The sequence below is a fragment of the uncultured Bacteroides sp. genome, assembly GCF_937912035.1.
GTDB lineage: Bacteria > Bacteroidota > Bacteroidia > Bacteroidales > Bacteroidaceae > Phocaeicola.
This window is the reverse complement of the sequence record NZ_CALDPF010000022.1, coordinates 24,256-40,744: the sequence shown is the minus strand read 5'-3', so window position 1 is coordinate 40,744 and position 16,489 is coordinate 24,256. Positions and strand designations below refer to the sequence as shown.

The following is a 16,489-nucleotide window of genomic DNA, read 5'->3' as shown; positions in this document are numbered from 1 at the left end:
AAATATACCTTTGTCTTATTGTATGATATATGAAAAAACTATTTTATGAAACTAAAATTTTTCAATATATTTTTTATTTGCCTTATTTTTTGTTTCGCTAATTTGTACGCAGCCTCGTTTATTCCTGCTACAACTAATTATACTGTAGATTCATATAATGCAGGTCATCAAAACTGGAGTTGTACACAGGGACCTAACGGTGTAATGTATTTTGGAAATAATAATGGATTATTGACATTCGACGGTTTTTTCTGGAATTTGTATAGAGTTCCCGGAAATTTTGCTGTAAGATCTGTATTCGTTGATGGAGATAGAATATATGTAGGTTCTTTTGAGGAGTTTGGTTTTTTCAGAAAAAATGATAGAGGTGAATTGGATTATGTCTCGTTAAGTGATTCTATTAGAGAAAAAGTGAACTCTAATGATGAAATATGGAATATAGTCCGTATAAATAATAAAATCTTTTTCCAGTCATTCACGAGATTATATTGTTATGATGGAGAAAAGGTAGAACCTACTTCATTGCCTATACCTGTACGTCCATTATTTTGTTCCGTTATAAACGGTATGGGATATATTCAGGCTATAGATGGCGCTTTTTATTCTTTCGATGGAGATAATATGAAAATGTTGTTCTCAAGGGAACAACTGAATGATGATGTAGTTTCTGTATTGCCGTTAAAGGGAAACGAGTTCATACTTTTCAGTCTAAATAAAGGTTTGTTCAGATATTCTAATGGAACGGTTTCACATTTTGCTACTGATATTGATACTCAACTTATACAAGCCAGGGGAAATAGGAGTATAATTCTTAAGGATTCAGTCATAGTACTTGGTACAATATCCAATGGATTGTATGGGATAGACTATAATGGAAAATTATTGTGGCATCTGAATAGGGAGAATCAGCTGAATAATAATACTATTATGGGTATATGTCGTGATAAGGACGGTAATTTGTGGACTGCACTTGATGATGGAATTTCTTTCTTGCGTACAAATACTTTGACTACATTATTGATACCGTCATCCAAAGATTATAAATTCGGCATGGTGTATGGAGTGGAAAAGGTAGGAACAGAGATGTTTATGGCTACCAACCAAGGGGCGTATGTATATGATATGAACAGTGGAGGTATGGAACTGTTGCCATATACTCAAGGACAGAACTGGTATGTCAAGAAAATAGACAAACAGTTGTTCATAGGAAATAATTCAGCAACCTTATGTTATGACGGGAAAGTCAGTCCGGTAAAAGGAACTTCAAGCAGTACTTGTATAAAAAAGGCCAATATTAATGGAACAGAAGTTCTGGTTGAGGCCAGTTATGCCGAATTGAGAATCTGGAAAAAGAACAGTGACGGATATTGGTTCCTGTCGCATAATGTTAATGATTTTCTGGCACCGGTAAAATCTTTGGAGATTGATGAGTCCGGTGTTATCTGGGCTTCACATATGTATAGCGGTTTATATAAGATAAAGCTGACAGATGATTTGTGTAATATAAAAGAGATCGACAGAATATACGATCTGGGTAAATCGGAACATAACAGCTCCAATAAAATAAATGTATTTAAAATTAGGGGTAAAGTTGTTTTTTCTGACGAAGAAGGATATTTTGTTTATGATGAATCCAAACAGAAAATAGTGCCTTATGGATTGCTGAAGAATTCTGATGTGATAATAAAGAATGCACATTGTGCAGTTGACACACATTATGATGATATGATTTGGCTTGTCAATGATGATGAATATGTTTTGCTTCAGTATAATAAAGGAAAGTTCTATGTAAAGAAAAGGATATTGTCATGCAGTTTTGACTCTCCTTGTATTGAAGGATATGCAAATGTTTATGTGGAAGATGAACTCAGCTATCTGAATCTTAATAATTGCGTGGCAAGAATATTCCCTCTGAAAGATTCTGTTGACAAGAAGGAATATGTGAAAGCGGAATTTTCAAAGATTATAGCTGAATCGTCTGACGGAATGACAGATATTCTAAATCTTGCAGTTGAAACTACACTGGACAGTAAATTCAGGGATTTGAAAGTATATGTTTCATATCCATCCTATAAGCAAGGAAGTTTGAGGTTTAAGTTTATAATGAATGGAGAAATAGATATTACAGAAGAAAGCTATATACCATATATGCATTTTGCCAGTTTGGAATATGGTAAATATAATCTGTATGTCGAGGTGTTGAATGAGGAAGGTAAATTGCTTGATACGGTGTCATATTCGTTTATAATAGACAGGCCTGTATGGATGTCCAATTGGATGATTGTTGTCTATATTCTGGTGGCGGGAGCTGTTTTGTTCTTGTTTGTCAGATGGAGGGAAAAGACTGTAGAGAAGAAAAAAAAGAAAGAGTTTGAAACCCATAGAATAGAGCAGAATATACAAATAAGTGAGCAGCAAAGGTTGATTGCTGAACAGCAAAAACAATTATTAGAAAATGAATTGACTTTGAAAGGAAAGGAACTTGCCAGTATGACACTTGCCAGATTGGCCAAACAGGAGACTTTGGAGAGTTTAAGAAAATTTGTTCAGGAACAATTATTGAAAAACCAGTGTGGAAGAAAAAATATGGAGATGGTTTTAAAACAGATCAATGACAACATTGACAATGAAGATTTTTGGACAGTTTTCGAGAATAATTTTGACTTGATACATCAACGTTTCTTCAGGACTCTGAAAGAAAGATATCCAGGACTGACTGCAACGGATTTGAGGTTTTGTGCTTTGTTGAGATTGAACATGTCAACTAAAGATATTGCACAAATGACAAACCTTACTATAAGAGGAGTTGAAGCTGCAAGATATAGAATACGTAAAAGGATAGGTGTTCCTGACGGAGTAAGTCTTGTAGAATTCTTTATTGAATTCAAATAAACGTTATGTGTTTGTTTATCAATTATTTATTTTGTCTAAAAGTAGTATAAAAGTATAGGGCTTACTCTTAGAAGTAGCTTTAGAGTGTCGGTTTTTTTGTAGATATATTCTATTATGTTCACCTTTGCCGCCGTGAAATTTTATAGTTTAATATCTATGAGCAGACAATTTGTTTTAATCTTAATGTCTTTATTGTTTGCAGCCTCGTCAGTATTTGCACAGAAGGCTGTAACTGTTCAAGGTGTTGTAACAGACGCAACATTCAATGAACCTGTGATTGGTGCCAATGTATTAGTGAAAGGCACAACTGTCGGGACCATCTGTGATATGGATGGTAAGTATCTAATTGAGAATGTTCCTGCTGATGGAACTTTGGTTTTTAGCTTTATCGGAATGAGAACCGTTGAAGTTAAGGTTAATGGTAATACTACTGTAAACGTAGTGTTGTCTGATGATGTTCAACAATTGGAAGATGTCGTTGTCATTGGTTATGGAACAAGTAAAGCCAAGGATTTGACTGCTCCTATTTCTGTTGTAAAAAGTGAAGAAATAGCTTCTATTGCATCTTCATCTCCGATGTCAGCTTTGCAGGGAAAAGTACCTGGGGTAAATATTGTTTCGTCTGGTGCGCCGGGAAGTAGCCCAAAAGTTACTGTTCGAGGTCTTGGCTCATTTAATGATACTGCACCTTTGTACGTAGTGGATGGAATGTTCTATGATAATATTGATTTCCTGAACAATTCAGATATACAGGAAATATCAGTATTAAAAGATGCTTCTGCCGCTGCAATATATGGTGTTCGAGCTGCTAATGGAGTTGTTATAATAACAACAAAGAAGGGAAAAAGAAATTCAAAGGCACAAATTACATATAATGGATATGTTGGTGTACAGAATGCTACCAATGTTCTGAAGATGGCTAATTCTAAAGAGTATGCAACTGTAATGCTTGAGGCTAATAAAGAGGCATACGAACCGATAATTCTGTCTTCAATAGAAAAATTTGGTGGCGATTATGATTCTTTGACGTTCGGAGCTGATACAGACTGGTATAGCGAATTGTTAAGAACTGCCATTATGACCAACCATGGTATTGATATAACAGGTGGTAGCGAGAAAGCTACTTATGCTGTTGGTATGAACTATTTGTATCAGAATGGTATTATGGACACACGAAGCAGCTATAACAGGTTGAACTTCCGTGCAAATCTTGATTTTGAGGCAACAGATTGGTTGAAAGTAGGTAGCAATATTATAATTAGTAACTCAGAACAATATAATGTTGATAATTCAGCTTGGCTTTCTGCGTATAAGACTCCATCATTAATACCGGTTTATGATTATTCAAGAAGTGATGAGGAGGCATATCCTGAGAAGTTTGCCGCTCCTCAGCAGATTGGGCTTACAAGTAACTTTACAAATCCTGTAGCTATTGCAAAATATAATGATAACAGCATGAATGATAATTTCCAGGCAATGGCTAACTTTTATGCTGAATTTACACTTATACCTGAAAAATTAAGATTTAAGACAAGTTATAATCAGGATTTCTCTTTGATAAGAGGACGTGTATATTATCAACCATATCAGGTAAGCTCTACACAATTGAATGCTGAGTCTAAACTGACAAAAACAAATTCAAATTATTATAGTTATGTTTGGGATAATACTTTGACATATACTGATTCTTGGAAGGATAATAATTTTAATGTGTTGTTAGGACAGTCTAGCAGAGAACAGCAATATAGAAAGCTGGAAGGTACTGCTACAAATGTTCCAGGCGATTATGATGAATATTTATATATAAGTCAGGGTAACGCTACCGGACGTGAAGTTAACGATGACGGTTATTGCTATAGAGGTCTTTCATATTTTGCACGTATCAGTTATGATTATGCAGGTAAATATTTGTTGTCTGCTACAATGCGTGCCGACGGTAGTTCAAAATACCAGGAAAAATGGGGATATTTCCCTTCTGTTGGTGCTGCTTGGGTTATAAGTGATGAAGAATTCTTCAAGAAGCAGAATGTGATTGAATATATGAAAATACGTGCCAGCTGGGGACAGTTAGGTAATGACCGTGTTGCTGCAAGCGATGGATTCGCTTCTATTTCTACTGGTACAGGTTCTTCTGGAGTATTTGGAAATACTACACTTCCAGGTTTCCAGAATACCAGTTACTTTAGTTGGTTAGGCTGGGAAATGGTGGAAGAATTCAATGCAGGTGTGAACTTTGCGTTGTTTAATAGCCGTTTGAGTGTTGATTTTGACTATTATAACCGTATTACAAAGAATGCTATTATAAATACAACACTGCCTTTCAGTACTGCAACATTGGCTGGAAACAATGGTGAGATTTCTAACAGTGGTTTTGATATTCAATTGAGCTGGAATGATAAGATAGGTAAAGACTTCTCTTATTATGCAGGTGTAAATCTGTCTACTCTCAAAAATAAAGTGAAAAGTCTTAATGGGGCACCGTATATTTATGGAGGAAGTGCTGAAAGCCGTACAATAAATATAGTAGGCGAAGAAATGCAATCTTATTATGGATATAAGGTGTTGGGAGTATATCAGAACAAAGAACAAGTTGAAGCAGATCCTATAGCTGTAGCAAATGGACTTGAGCCGGGAGATCTTATTTTTGAGGATGTGAACAAAGATAAGGTGATTGATGATAGAGACCGTCAGATATTAGGTTCGAATATTCCTAGTCTGACATATAGCTTTAATTTAGGTTTCCAGTATAAGAATCTGGAGTTCTCTTTATCAACATTCGGACAGGCCGGAAATGAGATATATAACCGTAAAAGAGCTGTAAGATATTCACAGGCTAATTTTAACTTCGATAAGGATTTCTATGATAACCGTTGGACTGGAGAAGGAACCAGCAATTCTTATCCTTCATCAAAGGGTATGTTGAAAGCATGGAATAATAGCAATACAAATTCATTCTTTGTTGAAAAAGGCAATTATTTCAGAATACAGAATATAATGTTGGCTTATAACTTTAGGAATGTAAAAATAGGTTCATATACTCTTCCTAATGCAAAAATAAGTCTTACAGCCGACCGTCCATATACTTACTTTACTTCAAACGGATTTACTCCTGAAATCAGTAATCAGTTTGGATGGGATGAAGGAGTATATCCATTGGCTGCAACTTATACATTCGGACTGACTATTAATTTCTAACCTTTAAACTAAGAACATAATATGAAGAATTATAGAAATATATTATTGTGTGCATGTAGCGCATTGATAATGTTTTCTTCTTGCTCTGATTTTCTGGATAAACTTCCGGAAAATAAAGTAAATGAAGAGAATGTAGATTATACAAACTTGTCTAATATGTACCAGCCGGTATCAGGAGTGTATGCAAAATTACGTTCGAGAGGATCGCACTGGATTGTATGGGGGGCAACTATAGTACGTGATGATGATGTATCAACTGGACGAATTGACGATCAGGCTGATTTGGTGGCAATAGATAAGAATTATACATATAATGCCGGATTCTGGGGATGTAATGAGGCATGGATGGTTTATTATGATATTATTAAAGTTGCAAATGCTGCTTTGGAATCACTTGATATGTTTAAGGAAAATATCACTAAAGACAGTGATATGAAACTTTATAACGAATATACAGGTGAAGTAAAGTTCATAAGAGCATATTGTTATTATAGACTGACTCAATTGTTTGGTCCTGTCACAATTTTACGCGATAATAAGCAAGTTGATATGACACGTTCTACGATTGCGGCTGTATATAGATATATGTTGGAAGATCTTGATTTTGCTATCAATAACTTGCAGAGAATACGCCCTAATGAATATACAGACCGAATAGGTGCTGCTTCTGCATTTACTGCAGAAATGCTTGCTGCTAAAGTGTATATGGAATTAGGACAATATGATAAAGTAGAGTCGCTGACTGATGACATAATTGGTAGTGGTAAGTTTGAGCTTAATCCAGATTATAGAGCTTTATTCCAAATTCCTGGAAAATTATGTGATGAATCATTGTTTGAGTTACAGTTTACAGATTTTGGAAATGGCTCTGGTGAAGTTGTGACTTCTGATAGCTGGTTTACATTCCAAGGCCCAATAAATGATGGAATTATTTCAGGCTGGGGATTTATTAGCCCGACAAAAGAATTTAGAAAGTGGGCTAAAGAACGTGGCGAAACTGTTCGTGCTGAACTTACTTTCCTTATGGCTGGCGAAACAACACCAGAAGGTGATTTTATAAAGGAACCCGCAAGCGAAGTCGCTCCTGATTGTTTTAATGGTAAGGCATATACACCTTCAAGCCAGATAACTCCGGGACGTACTGAATATGGAACAAATAATAACATCCGTGTATTCAGATATGCAGATGTATTACTTATGAATGCAGAGGCAAAAGTTCGTCTAAACAAGAGTGGAGATAATTCATTCAATGAAGTAAGAAAACGTGCAAAGATGTCTGAAATAACAGGTGTAACATTGGAGCAGATTTTGGACGAAAGACGTATGGAGTTAGCACTGGAATGGGGAGAACGTTATAATGACTTGAGACGTAATGGTAAATTACAGGAGGTGCTTGGTCCATTAGGCTGGAAACAAGGTCAGGAGTATTATCCTATTCCAACTGCTCAAATTGATATATCTCCAGCACTGGAAAATGAACCAAAAGATAATTAATGAAATAAATATATAATTTGAATGATACGAAAAAACAGACTTATATATTTCTTCCTTACGATGTTGCTTATATCTTGTAATACAGGAAATAAAAAGACATCAGAAAAGGTTGAGAGTATTACCGAACAGACTGCTTCACGTCCGGATTCTTTTGAGAATGATAGTGTAATGTTGGATTACATCCAGAAAGTACATTTTAATTACATGTGGGATGGAGCCGAGAAAACTTCAGGTCTGGCTTTGGAAAGAATACACCTTGACAATAATTACCCTCAGAATGATGAGGGTACCGTAACGATTGGAGGAAGCGGCTTTGGTATAGCAGGTATTTTAACTGCTATACACCGCCAATTCATTACTCGTGAGGAAGGTGTGGAACGACTTACAAAGATTGTTGATTATCTGGCTAAGGCTGATCGTTTTCATGGCGTATGGCCTCATTGGTTGGAAGGCTCTACAGGTAAGGTATTACCTTTCAGTAAGAAAGATGACGGCGGTGACCTGGTGGAAAGCTGTTTCGTGATACAGAGTTTGTTGTGTGTACGTCAGTATTTCCAGAACGGAAATGAAAAGGAAAGACAGCTTTGTGAGAAAATCAACAAGATATGGCATGAGGTAGAATTTGACTGGTACCAGAACGGCAAAGATGTGATTTATTGGCATTGGTCGCCTAACTATGGTTGGGAGATGAATTTCCCTCTCGAAGGATATAATGAGGCTCTTATAGTTTATGTACTTGCTGCTTCATCGCCAACACATCCGGTTACAGCTACTGCCTATCATAACGGATGGGCAAGAGGCGGAAATATCAAATCCGACTCAAAACCGTACGGTTATCCGCTGGAGGTTAAACACAATGGAGCAGAAAAACTGGGAGGACCTCTTTTCTGGGCGCATTATTCTTACATCGGACTAAATCCGAAAGGACTGTCTGACCAATATTCTGATTACTGGAATGTGGTTAAGAACCATGCTCTATCAAATTACAACTATTGTGTGGATAATCCTAAAAACTACAAGGGATATGGTGAGAACTGTTGGGGACTGACTGCCAGCTACTCAGTGAAAGGTTATGCGGCACATTGTCCTGGAGATAATGACCTGGGTGTAATAACTCCTACAGCTGCATTGTCAAGCTTCCCATATACACCGGTTGAGTCAATGAGGGCATTGAGGTATTTTTATTCGAAAGGTGATTGGATTTGGGGTAAATACGGATTTTATGATGCCTTTTCTGAGACAGATAACTGGACAGTTCCTCACTACCTTGCAATAGATCAATGTACAATTGCTCCTATGATAGAGAACTATCGCTCAGGACTTTTGTGGAATCTGTTTATGAGTTGTCCTGAAATACAGGATGGATTAAAGAAATTGGGATTTGAAATAAATAAATAATCATCAAAATGAAAAAGACAGCATTTATATTATTGGCGTCACTGTTTGTTTCTTCAACAGTGATTGCAGGAAATAAGAAAAGTATGTTGCCTAAAGATGAGGGTAATATGGATAAGTTCGTAACAGAACTTATGAGTAAGATGACTCTTCAGGAAAAATTAGGCCAGCTTAACCTGCCTGTAACAGGAAATATTACTACAGGTCAGGCTAAGAGTAGTGATGTGGCAGGTAAGATAAGCCGTGGAGAAGTCGGAGGCTTGTTCAATCTGAAAGGTGTTAAGGCTATTCGTGAAATGCAGGAACTTGCAGTAGAGAAAAGCCGCCTTGGTATTCCGTTGCTTTTCGGAATGGACGTTATTCATGGTTATGAAACCGTATTTCCTATTCCTTTGGCATTGTCGTGTACATGGGATATGGAAGCAGTGGAAAAATCAGCACGTATAGCAGCGATTGAGTCAAGTGCCGACGGAATATGCTGGACTTTCAGTCCGATGGTAGATATCTGTAGAGATGCAAGATGGGGACGTGTATCAGAAGGTAACGGTGAAGATCCATATCTGGGTTCTGAAATAGCCAAGGCTATGGTAAGAGGTTATCAGGGTAAGGATATGAGCAGTAATACTGAAATAATGTCTTGTGTAAAGCACTTTGCATTGTATGGAGCTATTGAAGCGGGAAGGGATTATAATACGGTTGACATGAGCCGTAACCGTATGTATAATGAGTTTTTCCCTCCTTACAAAGCCGCAGCAGAAGAGGGGGCCGGTAGTTTCATGTCTTCATTCAATGAAGTTGACGGTGTTCCTGCAACTGCTAACCGCTGGTTGATGACTGATGTGTTGAGAAACCAGTGGGGATTCGACGGTTTCGTGGTTACTGACTATACTGCAATATACGAGATGACAGATCATGGTATTGGTGATTTGCAGGAAGTATCTGCAAGAGCATTGAAAGCAGGAACAGATATGGATATGGTGTCAGACGGTTTTATAGGAACTTTGGAAAAATCGTTGAAGGAAGGCAAGGTTACAATGGAAGATATAGACCGTGCTTGTCGCAGAATGTTGGAAGCTAAATACAAACTTGGTTTGTTTAAAGATCCTTATAAATATTGCGATTTGAAACGTCCTGCAAAAGACATCTTTAATAAGGAACATCGTAAAGTGGCACGTGAGATCGCAACCAAGTCGTTCGTACTTTTGAAGAACGAAAACAATATGCTTCCTTTGAAAAAGAAAGGAAATATAGCTTTGATAGGCCCTCTTGCAAATACTCGTACAAATATGCCTGGTACATGGAGTGTTGCTGCTACTCCTAACAGATACAGTACACTGTTGGAAGGACTGAAGAATGCTGTAGAAGGAAAAGCTAATGTATTGTATGCTCAAGGCAGTAATCTGATGTACGATGCGGAATATCAGACTCGTGCAACAATGTTTGGCCGTGAAATCCCAAGAAAGGATGACAAGGAGCTGTTGCAGAAAGCCATTGAAGTGGCAAAGAAGTCTGATGTCATTGTTGCTGCTTTAGGAGAGTCTTCAGAAATGAGTGGTGAGTCTAGTAGCCGTTCAGAACTGAGAATGCCGGATGCACAGCATGATTTGTTGAAAGAATTGTTGGCTACAGGCAAGCCTGTAATCTTGTTGCATTTCTCAGGACGTCCGACTGTTATGACATGGGAAAACGAAAATGTTCCTGCTATCCTTAATGTATGGTTTGGAGGTAGTGAATCGGCTGATGCTATTTGTGATGTTTTGTTTGGTGATGTTGTGCCTAGCGGTAAACTGACAACTACATTCCCTCAGAACGAAGGTCAGATACCTTTGTATTACAATCATAAGAATACAGGTCGTCCATTGGCAGAAGGAAGATGGTTCGAAAAGTTCAGAAGCAACTATATTGATGTTTCCAACGATCCGTTATATCCTTTCGGATATGGTTTGAGCTATACTACATTCAGTTATTCTGACATGAAGCTGAGCAACAGCAAGATGGATGCAAATGGTAATATCACTGCTTCTATCGTAGTAAAGAATACAGGAAACTACGATGCTGACGAGGTGGTACAGCTGTATATCAGAGACGTTGTAGGAAGTATAACACGTCCTGTAAAAGAGTTGAAAGGTTTCAAGAGAATTCATCTTAAGAAGGGAGAAAGTCAGGTTGTTGAGTTTACAATAACTCCTGAAATGCTCAAATTTTATGATTATGATTTGAATTACGTTTGTGAACCTGGAGATTTTGATGTAATGATTGGTCCTAACAGTAAGGATGTTACAAAGCTGGGTTTTACTCTTACTAAATAAGTATAGATATTAGTATAAAGAGACTGTCACTTCAAAATGAGACAGTCTCTTTTTTTATATTTGGATATATTTTTTTAAAAGTACAAATCCAATGATAGATACAGATATTCTTTGCCTTCGTTTTTGTTTCTTTCAAAGAATATTTTGTTTTCCCTAGCCAGCCAGCCTATGGCCAGATTGAGGTCTCTGTCGGACATACCGGAAGCGGCTTTAAGTTTTTCATATTCCCAACGTTCACCGTTGTTAAGTAATTTCCATATAATACCGGCATTTTCTCCAATAATGTGTTTATCCATATTATCCAATAAAAAAATTTAGTTCTACGTATAGTATGTTTCTTTTACCGATCTGAGTTTCCTCAATGTTGAGTTTCCCTTCTCTTGCTAGCCATCCTATGGCTGCATTTAGTTCTCTGTCTGATAGTTCGGAAGTTTTCTTGATCTCACTATAAGACCATTTACGGTGTTCGCTATTAAGTAATTGCCATACTACACCTGCACATTTTCCTATACTTTGTACATCCATATCTTTAATTATTTAGGTTAAGAAATACAGTTTTTGTATATAGTCAAATATTTATTAAACCTTAGGCTTTTCCCAAATATACAATTTTTTTTTATACGTTGTAACCTGTTAAGCATGTTTTTTTATCATGATGTTATGAAATTTTCTGCTTTTGATAACGACGTTTCAATAATGTTTAGTTTTTTCTTGCTTTTAAAACATAAAAATGTTTATTGTGATAATAAATATTTCTATCTTTACGCTGTATTTTGTTTCTGTAGGTGAAATCCTCTGCAGCCTTACAGAAATATGTTTTAAAGCGGAGGATAAATTATAATACGATGAAAAAAATTTTATTTTCAGTCATGTTGTGTCTGGCTATTACTGCCTGTTCGAATGACACAGCTAAGATTAATGTAAACGGACATGGTACCGAATGGAAATGGGACGGTGGTACTATTGTAGTTAATACCCCTGAACGTGAGGCTGGACAAAAGAGTGTACTGGGACTTACAGTTCCAAAGATGGAGGTTGTCAGAGTCGGCTTTGTAGGGCTTGGTATGCGTGGACCTGGTGCGGTAGAACGTTTTACTCACATTCCTGGTACACATATTGTTGCCTTATGCGATTTTGAAGAGAAGCGTGCTGAAAAGTGTCAGAAATATCTTAAAGAGGCTTCACTTCCTAAAGCAGCTATATATTCAGGTGAAAAAGGATATGAAGAACTTTGCAAAAGAGACGATATTGATTTGGTATATATAGCAACAGACTGGTTACATCATTTCCCAGTGGCTAAATGTGCCTTGGAAAACGGTAAGCATGTTGCTATTGAAGTTCCTTCTGCAATGAACCTCAAAGAATGCTGGACATTGGTAAACTTGAGTGAGAAGTATCAGAAGCACTGTATGATTCTTGAGAATTGCTGTTATGACTGGTTCGAGATGAATACCCTTAATATGGCACAGCAGGGAGTATTCGGTGAGGTGATACGCGCTCAGGGTGCATATATCCACGATTTAAGTCCATTCTGGAAGCATTACTGGAAAAATGGTGAATCAGACAAGTTGGGATGGCGTCTGGATTATAATATGCGTCATCGTGGTGATGTGTATGCAACTCACGGTCTAGGTCCTGTAGCTCAGGCTCTTGATATTCATCGTGGCGACAGAATGAAGACTTTGGTGGCAATGGATACCAAATCTGTGAATGGAAAAGCATGGGTTGAAGCATCTGCAGATTCAGTATGCGAGAATTTCAGAAACGGTGATCATACCACAACTTTGATACGTACAGAAAATGGTAAGGTTATCGAAATACAGCATAACGTAATGACTCCGCAACCATACAACAGACTTTATCAGCTTACAGGAACAAAAGGTTTTGCAAATAAATATCCTATTGAGGGATATGCTGTAGGAGGTGATCAGCTTGAGGCCTCAGGCGTAAAACCGGAAGTTGACAATCTGAATGCACACAGCTTCCTTCCAGAAAAGGAAATGAATGCATTGGTAGAGAAATACAGACATCCTATATTGAAGAAATACGGTGATATGGCCAAGGAAGTAGGCGGACACGGTGGTATGGACTTCATTATGGATTCACGTTTGGTTTATTGCCTACAGAACGGTTTGCCATTGGATATGGATGTTTATGACCTGGCTGAATGGTGTTGCCTTGCCGAGCTTGGTGAATTGTCTATGGACAATAACTGTGCTCCTGTGGAATTCCCTGACTTCACACGTGGTGACTGGAATAAGGTGAAAGGATACAGACATGCCTTTGCTTCACCTGATGATGAGGCTGAAGCTGCCAAGAAAGCTGAGGCTTATACACAGAAACTAAAACTTCAGGGTGCTGAGGATTGGAAATAAATCAGAATAGATAATATCTTTAAAGCCTTTTGAAAACTCTTTGCAAACAGTTTTCAAAAGGCTTTAAATTTTATAGTGAAGAGTGTTTTTGAACTTCTTCCATTACTCGCAGAAAGTTGCCTCCCCATATTTGTCTGATATCATCCTCACTATATCTTTCTTTCATGAGACGACGGGTGAAGTTTATAAGTTCCGAAGAGTCGTTGCATCCTATTATGCCGCCGTCGCCATCGAAGTCTGTTCCTATTCCCACATGTTCCACACCTGCAAGATTTACTATGTGGTTCAGATGTTCTATCGCATCAAGTATATTTGCCTCACGGTCTGAGCGGAGGAAACTGCTGTAAAGACAAACTTGTATCACTCCTCCTTTACGAGTAATGGCTTTTATCTGGTCATCTGTAAGGTTGCGTGGATGATCACATAAAGAACGGCATGAGGAGTGTGAACATACTACAGGCATCTGGCTTATATCCAGTGTGTCGTAGAAACTTCTTTCCCCACTGTGCGACAGGTCTATCATCATACCCGTGCGGTTCATTTCACGTATGACAGCTTCACCGAACAGACTTACACCAAGATTCTCGTCATTATATCTTGCCGAACCGCATATATCGTTATTCCCATTGTGGCACAATGTCATATATACCACACCTCTTTTCCTGAAACGTTCCACATTGGTAATGTCCTTGCCTATGGCATATCCGTTCTCAATACCTAACATTATGGCTTTTTTCCCTTCCGCTTTAAGACGGTAAAGATCCGAAGGCGTGTAGGCAATATCCACAGCCGTACAGTTTTCGGCAATCATCTTTTCCATTTCATTAAGCAGTCTGTCTGTCTTTGCTGTGGCGGCTAGCAATGCTTCGTCTGTACGTTCTTTCTGCGGAATATATGCAACCATTATTGTGGCATCCTGTCTTCCTTCTGTCATTTTATGAAGATCGACTTTTATCTTGCTGTCTCTTGTGGCGAAGTTTATTCCCTGTCCGAAAAACATGGGAGTGTCACAATGGGTATCTAGTGTCAGAATTCTCTGATGAAGCCTTTTTGCTTCTTTGAATGAAGATGATTCTTTTATCAGCCATTCGAATATAGGCATCATGCTTCTATCCCCGTTAAGGATAAAACATTCGGGATGCCATTGGACTCCGAGCATCGATTTGTATTCTGTGCTTTCCACAGCTTCTATTATACCGTCGTTTGAACGTGCACATACTCTGAATCCTGGAGCCGGCTCCTTGACTGCCTGGTGGTGGAACGAATTTACTGGCAATATTGTATTACCCATTATTTCGGCAAGCAGGCTGTTTTCATTTATATTTACCGTGTGTGATGCATATGATCTGTCAAGGTCCTGACTGTGTTTTATCAGTTTCCCTTCAGCTTGTGAGTAGATGTCTTGATATAAAGTTCCTCCCAGTGCGGCAGTCATTATTTGGATACCTCTGCAAATGCCGAGAATCGGAATTTGTCTGTCGGCAGCCATTTTTACTATCATCAGTTCCTGACGGTCGCGGTAAGGATTTATATTATGGAGTTCCCTTACAGGGTCTTCTCCCAGAAATAGCGGATTGATATCTGCGCCTCCGCTGAGAAGTATCCCGTCTAATGAATCAAGCAGATTTGGCAGGATGGTCAGGTCATCAGAAGGAGGGATAACCAGCGGAACTCCTCCGGCTTCATATATTGATTTGAAATATCCAGGAAACAGTGATACGTTTCCATCACTTATGTTGGCGGTAATGCCAATTATCGGACGTCTTTTGTCAGATGGCAATTTGCTATGCAAATAGTCATAATCAGCCTGTATATCAAATGTATTATACGTTTTCATACGTTAATCTTTATTATAACTCTGACAAATATACGGAAAAATCGGATTTATTTCGGATATTTGTTTAAAATAACACACTATGGAACCTGTAAGAACTCTTTCCCAAATGGTAAGCAGGCTGCGTTTAAGCAATAAGCGACGCAGGGTTGCCGTTGTTTGTCCTAATGATCCGCACACCGAATATGTTATAATAAGAAGTCTGAGAGAAGAAATTGCTGAATATCTTTTGGTGACTGATGTTGATCACGTTGACATTTCAAATAGTCTTTATGCAGCATCTCCTGATTTTGTTCGTATCTATACTGCTCCTACTCCTGATGATGCAGCAGCTTTGGCTGTGGAGCTGGTCCGTTCCGGTGAGGCTGATGTGCTTATGAAGGGATTGATAAATACAGACAATCTTCTGAGAGCAGTTCTGCATAAAGAGAGAGGATTACTTCCTCCAGGTGGAGTTCTTAGTCATGTGGCAGTGGCACAGATCCCGCTTTATCATAAATTATTGTTCTTTTCTGATGCAGCCGTAATTCCCAAACCTACATTAGACCAGTTCAGGGCCATGATAATGAACGATATCAAGATATGCAACAGGCTTGGAATGGAAGAACCTCGTGTCGCTCTTATACATTGTTCGGAGAAGGTGAATGCCAAATTCCCTCATACCATTTGTTATACTGAACTGAAAAAAGAAGCGTCTAAAGGGAAGATGGGTAAGGCCTATATTGATGGTCCGATGGATGCGAAAACTGCTTGTGACGCTCATAGTGGAGAAATAAAAGGAATGTCATCGCCTGTTATCGGTAATGCCGATATTATGATATTCCCTAACATTGAATCTGGAAATACCTTTTATAAAACACTTTCCCTGTTTGGAGATGCCAACATGGCAGGAATGCTTACCGGTACTATAGCTCCGGTAGTTGTTCCTTCGCGAAGCGATTCCGGTAATTCTAAATACTACAGTCTTGTGCTGGCATGTCTTGCAGGAAAATAAA

10 protein-coding genes are annotated in these 16,489 nt (G+C 38.1%); 7 read left to right on the top strand and 3 right to left on the bottom strand.

Going from position 1 to position 16,489, the window contains the following annotated elements; translation table 11 throughout:
• The first annotated feature begins 45 nt into the window (after positions 1-45).
• The 5 genes from Q0486_RS03430 (at position 46) to bglX (ending at position 11,285) form a co-directional block, all read left to right on the top strand.
• Complete coding sequence (locus tag Q0486_RS03430) at positions 46-2,892, top strand: two-component regulator propeller domain-containing protein (protein ID WP_299230302.1); 2,847 nt, start codon at positions 46-48, stop codon at positions 2,890-2,892.
• 156 nt (positions 2,893-3,048) lie between these two features.
• Positions 3,049-6,087 carry a TonB-dependent receptor gene (locus Q0486_RS03425; protein ID WP_299230301.1) on the top strand — a complete coding sequence of 1,013 codons (3,039 nt, stop codon included), beginning with the start codon at positions 3,049-3,051 and terminating at the stop codon, positions 6,085-6,087.
• A 21-nt stretch (positions 6,088-6,108) separates the two neighbouring features.
• Positions 6,109-7,581, top strand: a complete 1,473-nt coding sequence (locus Q0486_RS03420; RefSeq protein ID WP_299230300.1) for a RagB/SusD family nutrient uptake outer membrane protein — start codon at positions 6,109-6,111, stop codon at positions 7,579-7,581.
• A gap of 60 nt (positions 7,582-7,641) precedes the next feature.
• Positions 7,642-8,979 carry a glucoamylase family protein gene (locus Q0486_RS03415; RefSeq protein ID WP_299230385.1) on the top strand — a complete coding sequence of 446 codons (1,338 nt, stop codon included), beginning with the start codon at positions 7,642-7,644 and terminating at the stop codon, positions 8,977-8,979.
• A gap of 8 nt (positions 8,980-8,987) precedes the next feature.
• The gene (gene bglX, locus Q0486_RS03410) at positions 8,988-11,285 is read left to right on the top strand and encodes a beta-glucosidase BglX (RefSeq protein ID WP_299230299.1); all 2,298 of its coding nucleotides are present in this window, start codon (positions 8,988-8,990) and stop codon (positions 11,283-11,285) included.
• 74 nt (positions 11,286-11,359) lie between these two features.
• Here the strand turns inward: bglX and Q0486_RS03405 are convergent, their stop codons facing one another.
• Complete coding sequence (locus Q0486_RS03405; RefSeq protein WP_299230298.1) at positions 11,360-11,581, bottom strand: winged helix-turn-helix domain-containing protein; 222 nt, start codon at positions 11,579-11,581, stop codon at positions 11,360-11,362.
• Between the two features lies 1 nt (position 11,582).
• A complete protein-coding gene (locus tag Q0486_RS03400) occupies positions 11,583-11,810 on the bottom strand; it encodes a winged helix-turn-helix domain-containing protein (protein ID WP_299230297.1) in 228 nt (75 codons plus the stop codon).
• A gap of 320 nt (positions 11,811-12,130) precedes the next feature.
• Here Q0486_RS03400 and Q0486_RS03395 point away from each other — a divergent pair, with 320 nt between their 5' ends.
• Entirely contained in the window at positions 12,131-13,660 is a 1,530-nt protein-coding gene (locus Q0486_RS03395) for a Gfo/Idh/MocA family oxidoreductase (RefSeq protein ID WP_299230296.1), read from the top strand.
• A 70-nt stretch (positions 13,661-13,730) separates the two neighbouring features.
• Here the strand turns inward: Q0486_RS03395 and Q0486_RS03390 are convergent, their stop codons facing one another.
• A complete protein-coding gene (locus tag Q0486_RS03390; RefSeq protein ID WP_299230295.1) occupies positions 13,731-15,497 on the bottom strand; it encodes a gamma-glutamyl-gamma-aminobutyrate hydrolase family protein in 1,767 nt (588 codons plus the stop codon).
• Positions 15,498-15,576: 79 nt separating this feature from the next.
• Between Q0486_RS03390 and Q0486_RS03385 the strand changes: the two genes are divergently transcribed.
• A complete protein-coding gene (locus Q0486_RS03385; protein ID WP_299230294.1) occupies positions 15,577-16,488 on the top strand; it encodes a phosphate acyltransferase in 912 nt (303 codons plus the stop codon).
• Position 16,489 lies beyond the last annotated feature (1 nt).

Bases quoted from the DNA above. Each gene is read 5' to 3' on its own strand.
- Q0486_RS03430 (WP_299230302.1), top strand. From the start codon at position 46: ATGAAACTAAAATTTTTCAATATATTTTTTATTTGCCTTATTTTTTGT.
- Q0486_RS03425 (WP_299230301.1), top strand. From the start codon at position 3,049: ATGAGCAGACAATTTGTTTTAATCTTAATGTCTTTATTGTTTGCAGCC.
- Q0486_RS03420 (WP_299230300.1), top strand. From the start codon at position 6,109: ATGAAGAATTATAGAAATATATTATTGTGTGCATGTAGCGCATTGATA.
- Q0486_RS03415 (WP_299230385.1), top strand. From the start codon at position 7,642: ATGTTGCTTATATCTTGTAATACAGGAAATAAAAAGACATCAGAAAAG.
- bglX (WP_299230299.1), top strand. From the start codon at position 8,988: ATGAAAAAGACAGCATTTATATTATTGGCGTCACTGTTTGTTTCTTCA.
- Q0486_RS03405 (WP_299230298.1), bottom strand. From the start codon at position 11,581: ATGGATAAACACATTATTGGAGAAAATGCCGGTATTATATGGAAATTA.
- Q0486_RS03400 (WP_299230297.1), bottom strand. From the start codon at position 11,810: ATGGATGTACAAAGTATAGGAAAATGTGCAGGTGTAGTATGGCAATTA.
- Q0486_RS03395 (WP_299230296.1), top strand. From the start codon at position 12,131: ATGAAAAAAATTTTATTTTCAGTCATGTTGTGTCTGGCTATTACTGCC.
- Q0486_RS03390 (WP_299230295.1), bottom strand. From the start codon at position 15,497: ATGAAAACGTATAATACATTTGATATACAGGCTGATTATGACTATTTG.
- Q0486_RS03385 (WP_299230294.1), top strand. From the start codon at position 15,577: ATGGAACCTGTAAGAACTCTTTCCCAAATGGTAAGCAGGCTGCGTTTA.